Raw genomic sequence first — 13,380 nt, forward strand, 5'->3', positions numbered from 1 at the left:
CGCGCGCTGAGTCAGCGCATATACCGACCTGTTCAGCCCACAGCGACACTCTGCGGTCGCAGCTCCTTTCGCAGGATCTTGCCCACGGCTGACTTCGACAAAGCGTCAACAAAGGTGATGTGCCGTGGCACCTTGTAAGGCGCAAGCAGCGCCGACGCGTGCTCGACCTTGGCAAAGATCAGCGTTTCACCGGCGCAGGTCACGGCCGTCCTGGCCGCGTGCCTCGCGAAAACGCGTTCCAGCATCGTGACGAGGGTCTCACTTTCATCGAGGGCGATGTCGTGGGGAAGCCCCTCCGGATAGGAGGCATGCCAGAGTCGGTGTTCCATGTGATTTCTTCGAGCTGTTGGCCGGTGCTCAGGACACTGCTTCGCGCACGAAGTCCATCCGATCCTGGCCAAAAAACATCTCGGCACCGACGAAGAGCGTGGGCGCGCCGAACACGCCGCGCTCGACCGCCTCTTGCGTCGTCGCCTTCAGCGCGGCCTTGGTCTCGGGATCCTGCGCCAGGCGCTCGATCTCGGCGGGATCGAATCCGCCTTCGGTCAGGACGCTGGCCGCAAGTTGTGGGTCGTTCAGGTTGAGCGCGTCAATCCAGAGCGCCTTGAACACGCAGCCGAGCAGTTGCTGCAACTGCTCGGGCCGGCGCAACTGGATTCCGGTGACCGCGCGCATGAGGAACAGCGTGATGATGGGAAAGTGCGGATTTCCCCTGAACGGGACGCCATACCGGCGCGCATGGCGCTCGTAGTCCATTTGCGTATAGCGCCCCTTGACCGGGATGGTGGCCGGCGAGGCGTTGCCAGTGGCCTGGTAGACGCCGCCGAGCAGCATCGGCCGGTAGACGAGGTCGGCGTCATGGCTGGCGCACAAGCCCGGCAACTGTGTCCACGCCAGGTATGACGACGGGCTGCCGACATCGAAGAAAAAATCAACTGACTTGCGCATTCAAGACTCCTTTAATCTAACGAACGTTTGGTAAACGAACGCTATGTGAATCCGGAACCTCTGTCAACGGGGTTTGACTCGATTTCAATCGTATTGACAAACGATCGTATGTTGATTAACGTTGCCATGACTGAACGATCGTTATTTAAGGAGAACGCATGGACCAATCAGCCAGCCACCGCGGTGTGGCACTCGTCGTCGGCGCTGGCGACGCCACTGGCAGCGCAATCGGCGCTCGCTTCGCCCGCGAGGGCTACGTCGCGTGCCTGACTCGCCGGTCGGCCGACAAGCTGGAGCCGGCTATCGAGCGCATCCGCGCGGCCGGCGGCCAGGCGTTTGGCTATGGCAGCGACGCGCGCAAGGAGGAAGAAGTCGTAGGCCTTATCGACCAGATCGAAAAGGAGCGCGGCCCCATCGAAGTGATGGTGTTCAACATCGGCGCCAACGTGCCCAGCAGCATCCTGGAGGAGACCGGACGCAAGTACATGAAGATCTGGGAGATGGCCGCCTTCAGTGCATTCCTGAATGCGCGCGAGGTCGCGCGCAGGATGGTCGCGCGGGGGCGTGGCACGATTCTCTTCACCGGCGCGACCGCAGGCATCCGCGGCTCGGCCAGATTCGCCGCTTTCGCTGGTGCCAAACATGCTCTGCGCGCACTGGCCCAGAGCATGGCGCGCGAACTCGGCCCGCAGGGCATTCACGTGGCGCATCTCGTGATCGACGGCGCCATCGACACGGAGTTCATTCGAACCAGCTTCCCCGAACGCTACGCGCTCAAGGAGCAGGGTGGCATCCTGAACCCCGAGCACATCGCTGAAAACTACTGGTATCTGCATACCCAGCCTCGAGACGCCTGGACGTTCGAAATGGATCTGCGCCCCTACATGGAAACCTGGTAAACAAGACATGAAAACACGCATCACTGAACTCTTCGGCATCCGTCATCCGATCATCCAGGGCGGCATGCACTACGTCGGCTTCGCCGAACTCGCCGCCGCAGTCTCCAATGCCGGTGGACTCGGGCTCATCACGGGCCTGACGCAGAAGACACCCGAGCTCCTGGCCAAGGAGATTCGCCGCTGCCGCGAGATGACGGATCAGCCCTTTGGCGTGAACCTCACGTTCCTGCCGACCTTGTCGTCCCCTCCCTACCCCGAGTACATCGCGGCGATTGCCGAAGGCGGCGTTCGCATCGTCGAGACGGCGGGGCGCAGTCCCGAGGCTTACATGCCCGCGCTCAAGAAGGCCGGCATCAAGGTCATCCACAAGTGCACCTCGGTGCGGCACGCGCTGAAGGCCGAAGCGATCGGATGCGATGCCGTGAGCGTGGACGGCTTCGAGTGCGGCGGGCACCCGGGCGAGGACGACATGCCGAACATGATCTTGCTGCCCCGGGCGGCCGAGGAGTTGAAGATTCCCTTCGTGGCTTCCGGTGGGATGGCAGACGCGCGCAGCCTGGTGGCGGCCCTTGCGCTGGGCGCGGAGGGCATGAACATGGGCACTCGCTTCGTGGCCACGCAGGAAGCACCGGTTCACCAGAACGTCAAGGACGCCATCGTGGCGGCCACCGAGCTCGACACGCGGCTCGTGATGCGCGGCCTGCGCAACACCGAGCGCGTGCTGACCAATTCATCCGTCGAGCAATTGATCAGGATCGAGAAGGAAAAAGGCGACGCGCTCAAGTTTGAAGACATCCTCGACCAGGTCGCGGGCGTCTACCCGCGCGTGATGCTCGAAGGGGAAATGAATGCCGGCGCCTGGAGCTGCGGCATGGTGGTCGGACTGATCAACGACATTCCGACGGTGCAAGCGCTGATGGATCGCATCATGGAGGAGGCTGAGCAGTTGATCACAAGACGGCTTGCCGGGTTCCTGGAGCTTGAGCCGGCCTAGGCTGTGGAGATCAGCGGGCTCGCTTTTTTCCAGTGAGACCGCTCCTCGTAAAACATCATGGAAACCGCCGCCAGACACCACTACGAAGCCCGGTTCTGTTCGCTGTTCAATGAGGATCACGCCATGGCATTTCCATGCGATGCCCACGGGAAGGTAAACCTGGACGAGCTGAGCGATCGGGCGCGCAACAACTACTTCTATGCCCGGATCCTGATAGGCCGTGAGTTTGTGGCGCCAGTCGTCTTGGCCCGCAGGGAATCATCCGCCTCGCAAATCTAGGAGCCGACAGTGACTCCGCATGTGCACACGATAGGAGCACTCCCCGATGTCGCTATTTCAGCTATCAGAAAACACTTTCCGAAGCGCACGCAACAGCACCTTTTATCTCGCCAGCGGCCCGAGCCTAGGGACACCAATCATCTTCGTTCATGGCTGGCCTGAACTTGCGCTGAGCTGGCGTCATCAGCTTCCAGTCTTCGGCGCGCTCGGTTTCAGGGCGATCGCTCCGGACTTGCGAGGCCACGGAAGGTCGTCGCTCTACAGCACGCATGACGCATATGCCCAGCGCGAAATTGTTGCCGACATGATTGAGCTGCTCGATTCCCTCGGCAAGGAAAAGGCGATCTGGGTCGGGCACGACTGGGGAGCGTCGGTCGTCTGGAACATTGCCAGCCACCATCCGGATCGTTGCCTTGCGGCGGCCAACCTCTGTGTGCCCTACGCGACGTTGGAGCGGGGACTTGATGTGTTGGTCCAGTTGGTCAACCGCGATCTGTATCCGCAAAGCGAGTACCCGTTCGGAAACTGGGAGTACCAGCGCTTCTACGAAGAGCACTTCGCAAAAGCCACGGGCGCGATGGAGGCGAACGTCGCCGGAACCTTCAAGGCACTCTTTCGCGCTGGCAATCCCGAGGGAAAGGGCAAGCCGGCGCTTTTGTCTCAGGTTCGCCGCGATGGCGGCTGGTTCGGTGGACAGGGAGTTGCTCCAGACCTTCCCCGTGATGAGCGAGTCATCAACGAGAACGATCTGCATGCCTATGCCTCCGCCTATGAGCGAACAGGCTTTTTCGGCACGGACTCCCTGTACATGAACCATGCAGCCAACGCTCGCTATGCGTCCGAGGCCTTGAATGACGGCTATCTCGACATGCCCGTTCTCTTTCTGGAAGCGGAATATGACTACACATGCGACTGCGTGAACTCGCCTTTGGCTGAACCGATGAAAAGGCTTTGTCGAGATTTGACTATCGAGCGGATCGAGTCAGGGCACTGGATGGCACAGGAGAAACCTGTAGTAGTGAATGCAAGACTCGCGCAATGGCTGGGCGCCAGGATTCCGCAAGCCTGGTGCGGCCAGGCGTCAGGGGAGCTGGCCCCTTCAATGACAGGACACGATCCATCGCCAATCTTCAAAGACGGGAGCAGTACTGTGAGTACAGCGAGGGATACGGATACCGTCGGAGTGATCATGAGTGACCAGCGCCGCAGGCGCTGGTCACTGGCAGAGACGGCTGCGCTGGTTCGCCGAAGCTAAGAGCCCGGCATGAGCGCGCGTCGCTCGTTCGCGACGCTCGCCGGTCGGAGCCCGTCAGGCGATCGGCAGAACATAGTCCTTCAGCATCTCGCGCAGCTTCGTCTTGAGCATCTTCCCCGTCGCTCCGAGCGGGATGGTGTCGACGAACACCACGTCGTCCGGAACCTGCCATTTCGCTGCCGTGCCCTGGTAGAACTGCAGGACCTCTTCGCGTGTGACGTCGGAGCCCGGCCGTCTCACCACGACGACGATCGGACGCTCATCCCATTTCGGGTGCGGCATGCCGATGCAGGCAGCCAACTGCACGCCGGGGTGCGTCATGGCAATGTTCTCCACCTCGATCGAGCTGATCCACTCGCCGCCTGACTTGATGACGTCCTTGCTGCGGTCGGTGATCTGCATGAATCCATCCGGGTCGATCGTTGCGACGTCTCCGGTGCGGAACCAGTCGCCCTCGAGGGGATTGCCGCCCTCGCCCTTGAAATACTCGCGCACGACCCAGTAGCCCTTGACCTGGAGGTCGCCGAACGTCTGGCCGTCCCAGGGCGCCTCCTTGCCGTCCAGGCCGACGATGCGCATGTCGATGCCGAATCCGACCCGGCCTTGTTTCAGGCGCATGGCGCGCTGCTCTTCGGGGGCGAGCCTCGCCTGTTTGGGCTTCGGGGCATAGGCTGTTCCCAGCGGACTGGTTTCGGTCATGCCCCAGACCTGCATGACTTCTGCACCCCGATCCTCGAACCCCTTGATCATGGCTGAATTCACGGCCGCACCCCCGATCACGAGCTTGCGCAGCGTCGAGAAGCGAAGGTCCTGCGACTGCACATGCGCGAGGAGCATCTGCCAGATGGTGGGCACGCCCGCCGCGCAGGTGACGCCTTCAACTTCGATAAGTTCGTAGATCGACTTGCCATCCATGGCCGGGCCGGGCAGTACCAGTTTGCAACCGGTGAGCATGGCGGCATATGGAATTCCCCAGGCATTGACATGGAACATGGGCACTACCGGTAGGACGGCACCGTTTGCCGACAGATCCAGCCCGTCAGGCACCGGTATGGCGAATGCGTGCAGAAGCGTGGAGCGATGGCTGTAGAGCACCCCCTTGGGGTTGCCGGTAGTACCGCTCGTGTAGCACATGCTGGACGCCGTGTTCTCGTCGAATGTCGGCCACTGATATTCGTCCGACTGCTCACCGATCCAGGCTTCATAGCTCACGAGATTGGGGATGCCGGTGTCACCCGGCAACCGATCCGCATCGCATAACGCGACGTACTTCCTGATGGTCTTGCAGCTGGCGTAGATCGCCTTGATGAGCGGCAGGAACGTCAGGTCGAAACAGAGAACCTGGTCTTCTGCATGGTTGGCAATCCACGCGATCTGATCCGGCGGAAAGCGCGGGTTGATCGTGTGCAATACACGGCCCGACCCCGAAACGCCCACGTACAGCTCAAGGTGGCGATAGCCATTCCAGGCCAGCGTGGCGACACGGTCGGAAAACTGCAGGTTCATCGCATCCAGCGCGTGGGCCAGCTGGCGGGAACGCCGCGCCACGTCGCGCCAGGTGCACCTGTGGAGGTCGCCTTCCACCCGGCGCGAAACGATCTCGGCGTCGCCGTGGTGTCGCTCGGCCGACACGATAAGTGATGAAATCAGCAGCGGATGCGTTTGCATCAGTCCCAGCATAGTTGTCTCCTGAATTGTTTTGCGCTGCCGGCCCTTATGAGGCCAGCTGCTCTTTGATGAGGTCGAGCTTGTCCTGGCCGAAGAACATCTCGTTGTCCACGAAAGTGGTCGGCGCGCCGAACACGCCGCGGCTGACCGCCTCTTCCGTGGTGGCCCTCAAGGCAGCCTTCACTTGCGGGTCGCCAAGAAGCGCTTCGACCTCTGCTTTAGAAAACCCGGCGTTTGCCAGCGTACGGCTCGTCAACGCCGCATCGTTCAGGTCCAGGTTATCGATCCACATCGCCCGAAACACGGCGACGAGCAGGTCGTTGAGCCGTTCGGGAAAGCGAAGGTGCACGCCCGTGACCACCCGCATGAGATGCAGCGTGATGATGGGGAAATGCGAATTCATCGTGAGCGGCACACCGTAGCGCCGCGCATACCTCTGGTACTCCATGTTCACGTAGCGGCCCTTCGCAGGCACCGTGACCGGCGAAACATTGCCCGTTGCCTGGAAAACGCCGCCAAGCAACATCGGCTTGTAGATGAGTTGGGCGCCTGCTGCCTGGCACATTCCGGGCAACTGTGTCCAGGCCAGGTACGAGGCGGGACTGCCCACATCAAAATAGAAGTCAACGCGCTTGGCCATCAAATCGAATCCTTAAAAGAACGAACGTTTAGTAAAAGGAGACTATGGCATGCCCTTGAGCGTGTCAACAGAGATTTCGAGGGGGTTATCGAGATTGCGTGCAGTTGCACCTGCCGGCGACGAGAGGCCCTTCAAGCCTCAATTACGGTTGCTGCTCGGGTGCTTCCGCAAAATCGCTCTGATGCTTTCGCACGAAGTCCTCGACCGACATCGGTGGCACACCGGTCAGCAACTTCACGTTGTCCGAGGATCGGTCATATCGGTTGTCCCGGTGCAGCAAGGCCATGGACTCCAGGTGGGCGACCAAGTGCGCTGAGGGTCCAATGGACCGTATGCGCTCCAGCCACGGTTCCAATGAAATGTCTAGGTTGAGCTGGGGGGAACGCTTCCTGCTGTCAGGTAACGATCGCGCAGCTGTTTCTTGTAGAGCTTGCCGGTCGCCTGACGAGGAAAGTCGAATTCGAAATCGATGGTTCGCGGTGTTTTGATCGGCCCGAGCAACTCGAGGCAGCGAGCCTTCAGCGCCTCGACCATCACCGGAACTGTGAAATCCGGGTGCGCCGGCTGGATGACCGCTTTGACTTCCTCGCCGTATTCCTCGTTCGGCACCCCGAAAACCGCGGCGTCCGCGACACGTGAGTCTTGCAGCAGGACGTCTTCGATCTCTTGCGGGTAGATGTTGACGCCGCCCGAGATGATGACGAAGTCCTTGCGGTCGGTCAGGTAGAGGTAGCCTTCGCGATCGAGATGCCCGATGTCGCCGAACGACCGCCAGCCCTGCGCACTGGTCACGGCGCGGGTCTTGCTCGGATCGTTCCAGTACTCGAAACGGGCATCACTCTCGAAGAAGATTTGCCCGGTTTTCCCCGCGGGCAGCTCATGGCCGGCGTCGTCCAGAATATGCAGGATGCCATCGGTCGCGCGCCCAACCGAGCCTCTGTGCATCAGCCATTCGCGCGAGGTGATCGCCGTGGCGCCGATGCCTTCAGTGCCTGAGTAATACTCGTCAAGCACGGGCCCCCACCAGTCGATCATCGCCTGCTTGACGTGGACGGGGCAGGGCGCCGCACCGTGAACCGCACGAACCATGGAGGTCATGCTGTAGCGATTGCGTACGTCTGCTTCCAGCCGCAGCAAGCGGTGGAACATGGTTGGTACCCAGAGCGAATGGGTGCATTCGAAGCGCGCGATGGCGGCCAGCGAACGCTCGGCATCGAACTTCTCCATCACGATGCTGGTCGCGCCGGCATGGATCGCAGCCGACAGGAATCGATTGGGCGCGCTGTGATAGAGCGGCGATGTGGACAGGTAGATCGAGGAGGAGTCGAGCGCGAACGACCGCGCCACTGCGGCGTTGCGGTTGTCGACGGCATCGAAGTCGTCTTCGAAAGGCGGCTTGCGTACGCCCTTGGGCCGGCCGGTGGTGCCTGATGAATACAGCATCTCGCGCCCTGGCGCGAGAGCGGTCGGTCGCTCGTGCGAGGCGGCGAGAAAGCGCGCTTCCCAGCGTTCGATCGGCGCAGCCGCAAAGCCGATACAGACAAGCCGCGCACGACCGACATCCAGTGAACGAACGGCTTCGGCGCTCATGCAGGCTGATGACACGATGGCAACCGAGGCCATCGAGTCCTTGACGATGTACTCCAAATCCGCGGCGGACAGCCGCGTCGAGGCGAGCACGTAGTACAGGCCGATGCGTTGCGCGCCGAGCGCAAGAAAGAGCAGTGCAGGCGAGTTCTCGATACACAAGACGATGCAATCGTTCCGCTTCAAGCCGATCGACTGCAGGGCATTGGCCGCGCGGTTCGCCTCCCGTTCCAGGCGCGAGAAGCTGTATGCCTCTCCGGAGTCGAGAAAGTGCACAGCCACCTTGTCGGGTGTGGCGAGTGCGAAGTGGCTCAGGTGGTACATCGCCGCCGTCAGGACAGGTCGATCGCGGCGCCGTCAATGCGGACGACATCGCTCGAACTTCGCCGCCAAGCGCCGCCGTCTGCAGCAACGGCCGCTGGTAGTGAAAGCGGGCAGTGGCAATCTTCGACGCGTAGATGTGGCCTGTCGTTTCGGACTCCTTTGCCACAACTTCCGCCATGGATGACGGCTTCTCTCATGGACAAACTCCAAGTTGACTATTAACCTAACGATCGTTCAATAAACATCAGAATGCTAAATGTTTGTTGGCGCAGCGTCAACTTGACCCAACCGGGTTGCGCGCAGGGGAAACCCTAGGCATCTTGAGTCGCAAGGTTTGTGCGAGCACGGTCGTTCATCTAACGATCGGCATGTTATGATCGTGGGACAAACAATCTGAGGTGCATCCATGCGCTATCCGACCACGCACAAAGAGGAAACCCGCAAGAAGCTGCTGGAAAATGCCCGTGCCATCGTAAAGAAGGGCGGCTTCGGAACCACCGGTGTTGATGAGCTGATGGCAAGCATCGGCCTGACCGGGGGAGCCTTTTATGGCCATTTCCCTTCCAAGGAGGCACTGTTCGCCGAGCTGCTCGAGCATGAAATCTTCAACAGCGCCGAGATGCTAGGGGGCGACCAGGATTCGCCGCCCGATCACGTTGCGAAGCGGTTGCGCAGCTACCTGAGTTCGTACCACGCCCTGCACCCGGAAACCGGGTGCGTCCTGCCGGCGTTGGGGCCGGAAATCGCAAGAGCGGGGCCCGAGGTGCGCGAGATCGTGGAGGGGGGCTTGAAGCGTTTGCAGAAGAGTTGGAGCTCGCGCATCGGCGACCCGGATGCAGCGTGGGCGCTTATTGCCCAGTGTGTTGGTGCACTGGTGTTGTCCCGTGCCGTCGAATCCGAGCGCACTCGCAAGGAAATCCTTGCTTCCAGCCGCCGCTTCCTCGACCAGACGCACGCACTGGATCAGGCCGCCGGCAAGCCCTCCAAAGCATCCTGACGGCGACGGCTGCGTGCCAGCTTGCACTGAGACAAAGCTTTACCAACTTGCGCGTCTGGTAAGGCGGCACTACGACGCCGAACTCGGCAAGGTAGGCCTGCGCACCTCGCAGTACGGCCTGTTGGCGGAAATCGCGACACACGGGCCGGTGCGCCCCTGTGACCTGGCCGAGACGATGTCGCTCTCCCCGTCAACGCTGACGCGCAATCTCAAGCCGCTTATCTCCAACGGGTGGTTGTTCCTTGGTCCCGGCGCTGACGGGCGCACCCGCAGTGTTCGCGTCACCACTGCCGGCCTCAGGAAATGTGCCGAAGGCGTGCCCCACTGGATCCTGGCACAGGCCAAGGTGCATCGAATGATCGGTAGCCGGAACGTGAGGGCGTTGCACGCGCTCATCGACGACTGCATGGCCGTCATGTCGGCGGACTGTTAACTTCGATGCGCTGGCGTGCCCCGGCACGCAGGGCCACGTCGGACGCGGGCGATAGCTTCTGCGCATTGGCAAAGACCGCCATCCGTTGGGCCTGCGACATGGGGGCGTATGCGTTGTCGATGTCGTCGGGCTCCAGCCCCGTGCGTGCGAAGAGGTCGGAGAGGGCGACTCCCTCGCATCGCAGCTGCGTCGCCAGTGCCGAAAAACCCAGCAGCGCGGCGTTAGGCGCAACAGTCTTCAGGCTTATGGCATTCAGCGTCATGGCAGCGATGCTGTAGCCCGCGACTAAAAAAGGTCTAGCGCCGGTGCCATCAATGCGGACGACCCCGCTCGAACTTCGCCGCAGAGTGCCGCCGTCTGCGGCAACAGCCGCTGGTAGTAGAAGCGGGCAGTGGCAATCTTCGACGCGTAGATGGGGTCGGTCGATTCGGACTGCTTTACCGCGACTTCCGCCATGCGTGCCCAGGTCCATGCGAGGGCCAAATGCCCTACCAGGCGCAGATAAGGCACTGCGGCGGCCCCAGCCGCATCCGGGTCTGCCGCGGACGTCGCTACGAGCTCGCTCGTGAGTTGCCTCACTTCACCGACCAACGCCGCCAGCGGTTCCGCAAACTCGCGCATCGCCTCGCGCGGGCTGCAGGTTTCGGTGAACGCGGCGGCCATGTCAAGGAACGTGGCCATTTGCCGTCGCCCGTCCCCCAGCACCTTGCGCCCGAGCAAGTCCATGGCCTGCACGCCGTTCGTGCCCTCGTAGAGCCCGACGATGCGCACATCGCGCAGATGTTGCTCGACGCCGTTCTCGCGGATGTAGCCGTGCCCGCCGAACACCTGCATGGCGAGCAGCGTGCACTCCACCGCGAGGTCGCTGGACAGCGCCTTCACGAGCGGGGTTAAGAGGCCGAGCAGTTCGGCCGTCTCGTTGCGTTTGGCGGGGTCGGGATGGTGGCGCTGCACATCGCTCAGTTGCGAGGTCCACAGCGCCAGGGCGCGCGCGCCCTCGATATTCGCTTTCTGGGTCAGCAGCATGCGGCGCACGTCGGCATGCCCGATGATCGGGTCGGCGACTTCCCCGGACGATCTCGCGCCGCTGGCGCGTCCCTGCAGGCGTTCTTTCGCATAGGCCAGGGCCTTCTGGTAGGCCGCTTCCATCAGGCCGATGGCGATCATGCCGACTAGCACACGCATGTGGTTCATCTGCACGAACATGCCCGCCAGCCCCTTGTTGGCCGCACCCAGCAGCCAGCCCGTCGCACCGTCGAAATTGATGGTGCAGGTCGAGTTTCCGTGGATGCCCAGCTTGTGCTCGATGGAACCGCAGACCACCGCATTGCGTGCGCCGACGGCGCCGCTTGCATCGGGCAGGAATTTGGGGACGATGAAAAGGGAAATGCCCTTCACGCCGGGAGGCGAGTCCGGCATGCGCGCGAGCACCAGGTGCATGATGTTGTCGGTCAGATCCTGCTCGCCGCCCGATATGAAGATCTTGCTGCCGGTGATGCTGTAGCTGCCATCGGCTTGCGGAACGGCCCGGGTTCGCATCAGGCCCAGGTCGGTGCCCGCGTTCGGCTCGGTCAGGCACATCGTGCCGGCCCACTCGCCCGAGGCGATCTTCGGCAGATAGAGTGCCTTCTGTTCCTCCGACCCGTTCGCAGCCACGTTCACATACGTGGCATGCGACATGCCGGGATAGGACGACCATGCCATGTTCGCGCCACCGAAGACTTCGTAGACCGCATTGGCGACGACCGAAGGAAAGCCCTGTCCCCCGAACTCGGGGCTGCAAGCCAGTCCGGGCCAGCCGTTCTTCGTGAATTCGTCATAGGCCTTCTTGAAGCCCGGCGGTGTCTGCACCACGCCGGCAGAAGGCATGCTGCAACCGTGCTCGTCTCCGGGCGCATTGAGCGGCGCGATCACCTCGGACGCGAACTGGCCGGCCGCGGCGAGCACCTGGTCGATGGTCTCGGCGTCGAGTTCCGGCTGGCCGCAAGCCTCCAGCATGGCCGGCACCTGAAGGAGCTCGTGCAGTATGAATTGAATGTCGCGCATTGGGGCCCGATAGGTCATGGTGATGTTCCTTGCCTCAAGCCACTTCGAAAAGGCCCGCGGCACCCATGCCGCCGCCGATGCACATCGTGACCACGACGAAGCGCACGCCGCGCCGCTTGCCTTCGATGAGCGCATGCCCCACCAGCCGCGAGCCGGTCATGCCGTAGGGGTGCCCGATCGTGATGCCGCCGCCGTTGACGTTCAGTTTTTCCGGATCGATGCCAAGGCGGTCGCGCGAGTACAGCACCTGGCAGGCGAACGCCTCGTTCAATTCCCAGAGGCCGATGTCGCTCACCTTAAGTCCGTGGGTCTTCAGCAGCTTGGGCACGGCCAGAACCGGGCCGATGCCCATTTCCTCGGGCGCGAGGCCGGCGACCGCGATGCCGCGGTACGTGCCCAGCGCCTTGAGGCCGCGCCGCTCGGCGACCGAGCGCTCCACGAGCACGCAGGCCGATGCGCCGTCCGAGAGTTGGCTCGAATTGCCCGCGGTGATGACGCCGCCTTCGATGACGGGCTTGAGCTTGGAAAGGCCTTCGAGCGTCGTGTCGGGGCGGTTGCCTTCGTCGCGATCCAGGGTGACGTCGCGGAAGGTGATTGCGCCCGTCTGCTTGTCGGCCACGGCCATGCTCGCCGTGATGGGAACGATCTCGGCATCAAACAGATGATGCTCCTGCGCCGAGGCGGTGCGGCGCTGTGCTTCCGCGGAATAAGCGTCCTGCGACTCGCGTGAGATGCCGTACTTCTTCGCCACGATCTCGGCCGTGTTCAGCATCGGAATATAGGCATGCTGCACGCGCGCAACGAGCTGGAGGTCCGCGTCTTCGCCCACCCACTTGACGAAAGGGTTCTGCACGGCGGAAATGTTCTCCTGACCCCCGCCCACGGTCACGTCCATGCCGTCGACGATGATCTGCTTGGCAGCCGTCGCGATGGCCATCAGGCCGGACGCGCATTGCCGATCCATCGTCTGTCCGGGAACCGACTGCGGCAGACCCGCCGCGAGGGCCGCGAGACGCCCGATGTTCATGCCCGCAGTGCCGGCGGCCATTGCGCTGCCGACAACCACATCCTCGACTTCTTCAGGATTGATGCCCGCCCGCTGGACGGCGTGATGAATCGCGTGGCCCATCAGTGTGGGCGACTTGATGTTGTTCAATGCGCCGCGAAATGCACGGCCGATGCCGGTGCGTGCGGTGGAAACGATGACGGCTTCTCTCATGATCAGACTCCAAGGGGTTCAGTAAACAGGTTGGCGCATCGGCGCGCCACGACGCATCACATGATTCAGTCGGATTTAAATAACGAGCGTT

General features: G+C 62.2%; 14 protein-coding genes and 1 pseudogene. 6 read left to right on the top strand and 9 right to left on the bottom strand.

Translation table 11 applies throughout. The features are described 5' to 3' along the window. Positions 1-32 precede the first annotated feature (32 nt). Positions 33-329: a hypothetical protein gene (locus ACSFA8_RS19990; RefSeq protein WP_435481308.1), complete on the bottom strand. Its 297-nt coding sequence runs from the start codon at positions 327-329 to the stop codon at positions 33-35. A gap of 28 nt (positions 330-357) precedes the next feature. Next, the gene (locus ACSFA8_RS19995) at positions 358-948 is read right to left on the bottom strand and encodes a 2-hydroxychromene-2-carboxylate isomerase (protein ID WP_435481220.1); all 591 of its coding nucleotides are present in this window, start codon (positions 946-948) and stop codon (positions 358-360) included. 158 nt (positions 949-1,106) lie between these two features. Here ACSFA8_RS19995 and ACSFA8_RS20000 point away from each other — a divergent pair, with 158 nt between their 5' ends. The 4 genes and pseudogenes from ACSFA8_RS20000 to ACSFA8_RS20015 form a co-directional block, all read left to right on the top strand. Further along, positions 1,107-1,847 carry an SDR family oxidoreductase gene (locus ACSFA8_RS20000; RefSeq protein WP_435481221.1) on the top strand — a complete coding sequence of 247 codons (741 nt, stop codon included), beginning with the start codon at positions 1,107-1,109 and terminating at the stop codon, positions 1,845-1,847. Between the two features lie 7 nt (positions 1,848-1,854). Next, entirely contained in the window at positions 1,855-2,841 is a 987-nt protein-coding gene (locus ACSFA8_RS20005; RefSeq protein WP_435481222.1) for an NAD(P)H-dependent flavin oxidoreductase, read from the top strand. A 57-nt stretch (positions 2,842-2,898) separates the two neighbouring features. Further along, positions 2,899-3,120, top strand: a complete 222-nt coding sequence (locus tag ACSFA8_RS20010) for a hypothetical protein (RefSeq protein ID WP_435481223.1) — start codon at positions 2,899-2,901, stop codon at positions 3,118-3,120. Between the two features lie 46 nt (positions 3,121-3,166). Beyond that, positions 3,167-4,135, top strand: a pseudogene (locus ACSFA8_RS20015) (alpha/beta fold hydrolase); the annotation flags it as partial. A gap of 294 nt (positions 4,136-4,429) precedes the next feature. Here the strand turns inward: ACSFA8_RS20015 and ACSFA8_RS20020 are convergent. The 4 genes from ACSFA8_RS20020 to ACSFA8_RS20035 form a co-directional block, all read right to left on the bottom strand. After that, on the bottom strand, positions 4,430-6,055 hold the full coding sequence (locus ACSFA8_RS20020) for a 3-(methylthio)propionyl-CoA ligase (RefSeq protein ID WP_435481224.1): 1,626 nt from the start codon (positions 6,053-6,055) through the stop codon (positions 4,430-4,432). A gap of 34 nt (positions 6,056-6,089) precedes the next feature. Further along, positions 6,090-6,683, bottom strand: a complete 594-nt coding sequence (locus tag ACSFA8_RS20025; protein ID WP_435481225.1) for a 2-hydroxychromene-2-carboxylate isomerase — start codon at positions 6,681-6,683, stop codon at positions 6,090-6,092. 142 nt (positions 6,684-6,825) lie between these two features. Further along, the gene (locus ACSFA8_RS20030; protein ID WP_435481226.1) at positions 6,826-6,969 is read right to left on the bottom strand and encodes a hypothetical protein; all 144 of its coding nucleotides are present in this window, start codon (positions 6,967-6,969) and stop codon (positions 6,826-6,828) included. 77 nt (positions 6,970-7,046) lie between these two features. After that, positions 7,047-8,594, bottom strand: coding sequence for an AMP-binding protein (locus ACSFA8_RS20035; protein WP_435481227.1), 1,548 nt, complete (start codon positions 8,592-8,594; stop codon positions 7,047-7,049). 406 nt (positions 8,595-9,000) lie between these two features. On the opposite strand from ACSFA8_RS20035, the gene ACSFA8_RS20040 reads away from it, so the two are divergent. Further along, entirely contained in the window at positions 9,001-9,591 is a 591-nt protein-coding gene (locus tag ACSFA8_RS20040) for a TetR/AcrR family transcriptional regulator (protein ID WP_435481228.1), read from the top strand. Positions 9,592-9,604: 13 nt separating this feature from the next. Next, positions 9,605-10,024: a MarR family winged helix-turn-helix transcriptional regulator gene (locus ACSFA8_RS20045; protein WP_435481229.1), complete on the top strand. Its 420-nt coding sequence runs from the start codon at positions 9,605-9,607 to the stop codon at positions 10,022-10,024. On the opposite strand, the gene ACSFA8_RS20050 is transcribed toward ACSFA8_RS20045, so the two are convergent. From ACSFA8_RS20050 to ACSFA8_RS20060, 3 genes are read right to left on the bottom strand one after another with little or no spacing between them, the layout of a single operon-like run. After that, entirely contained in the window at positions 10,005-10,286 is a 282-nt protein-coding gene (locus ACSFA8_RS20050; RefSeq protein ID WP_435481230.1) for an AraC family transcriptional regulator ligand-binding domain-containing protein, read from the bottom strand. The two genes, ACSFA8_RS20045 and ACSFA8_RS20050, sit on opposite strands and share 20 nt — an antisense overlap. Before the next feature lie 23 nt (positions 10,287-10,309). Further along, positions 10,310-12,088, bottom strand: a complete 1,779-nt coding sequence (locus ACSFA8_RS20055; protein ID WP_435481231.1) for an acyl-CoA dehydrogenase C-terminal domain-containing protein — start codon at positions 12,086-12,088, stop codon at positions 10,310-10,312. A gap of 16 nt (positions 12,089-12,104) precedes the next feature. Continuing rightward, on the bottom strand, positions 12,105-13,289 hold the full coding sequence (locus ACSFA8_RS20060) for an acetyl-CoA C-acyltransferase (RefSeq protein ID WP_435481232.1): 1,185 nt from the start codon (positions 13,287-13,289) through the stop codon (positions 12,105-12,107). Positions 13,290-13,380 lie beyond the last annotated feature (91 nt).

Origin of the sequence: Variovorax nitratireducens (assembly GCF_051216545.1) — a bacterium.
Classification (GTDB): Bacteria; Pseudomonadota; Gammaproteobacteria; order Burkholderiales; family Burkholderiaceae_C; genus Variovorax.

Bases quoted from the DNA above. Each gene is read 5' to 3' on its own strand.
- ACSFA8_RS19995 (WP_435481220.1), bottom strand. From the start codon at position 948: ATGCGCAAGTCAGTTGATTTTTTCTTCGATGTCGGCAGCCCGTCGTCA.
- ACSFA8_RS19990 (WP_435481308.1), bottom strand. From the start codon at position 329: ATGGAACACCGACTCTGGCATGCCTCCTATCCGGAGGGGCTTCCCCAC.
- ACSFA8_RS20050 (WP_435481230.1), bottom strand. From the start codon at position 10,286: ATGACGCTGAATGCCATAAGCCTGAAGACTGTTGCGCCTAACGCCGCG.
- ACSFA8_RS20060 (WP_435481232.1), bottom strand. From the start codon at position 13,289: ATGAGAGAAGCCGTCATCGTTTCCACCGCACGCACCGGCATCGGCCGT.
- ACSFA8_RS20025 (WP_435481225.1), bottom strand. From the start codon at position 6,683: ATGGCCAAGCGCGTTGACTTCTATTTTGATGTGGGCAGTCCCGCCTCG.
- ACSFA8_RS20040 (WP_435481228.1), top strand. From the start codon at position 9,001: ATGCGCTATCCGACCACGCACAAAGAGGAAACCCGCAAGAAGCTGCTG.
- ACSFA8_RS20020 (WP_435481224.1), bottom strand. From the start codon at position 6,055: ATGCTGGGACTGATGCAAACGCATCCGCTGCTGATTTCATCACTTATC.
- ACSFA8_RS20005 (WP_435481222.1), top strand. From the start codon at position 1,855: ATGAAAACACGCATCACTGAACTCTTCGGCATCCGTCATCCGATCATC.
- ACSFA8_RS20000 (WP_435481221.1), top strand. From the start codon at position 1,107: ATGGACCAATCAGCCAGCCACCGCGGTGTGGCACTCGTCGTCGGCGCT.
- ACSFA8_RS20010 (WP_435481223.1), top strand. From the start codon at position 2,899: ATGGAAACCGCCGCCAGACACCACTACGAAGCCCGGTTCTGTTCGCTG.
- ACSFA8_RS20030 (WP_435481226.1), bottom strand. From the start codon at position 6,969: ATGGCCTTGCTGCACCGGGACAACCGATATGACCGATCCTCGGACAAC.
- ACSFA8_RS20035 (WP_435481227.1), bottom strand. From the start codon at position 8,594: ATGTACCACCTGAGCCACTTCGCACTCGCCACACCCGACAAGGTGGCT.
- ACSFA8_RS20055 (WP_435481231.1), bottom strand. From the start codon at position 12,088: ATGACCTATCGGGCCCCAATGCGCGACATTCAATTCATACTGCACGAG.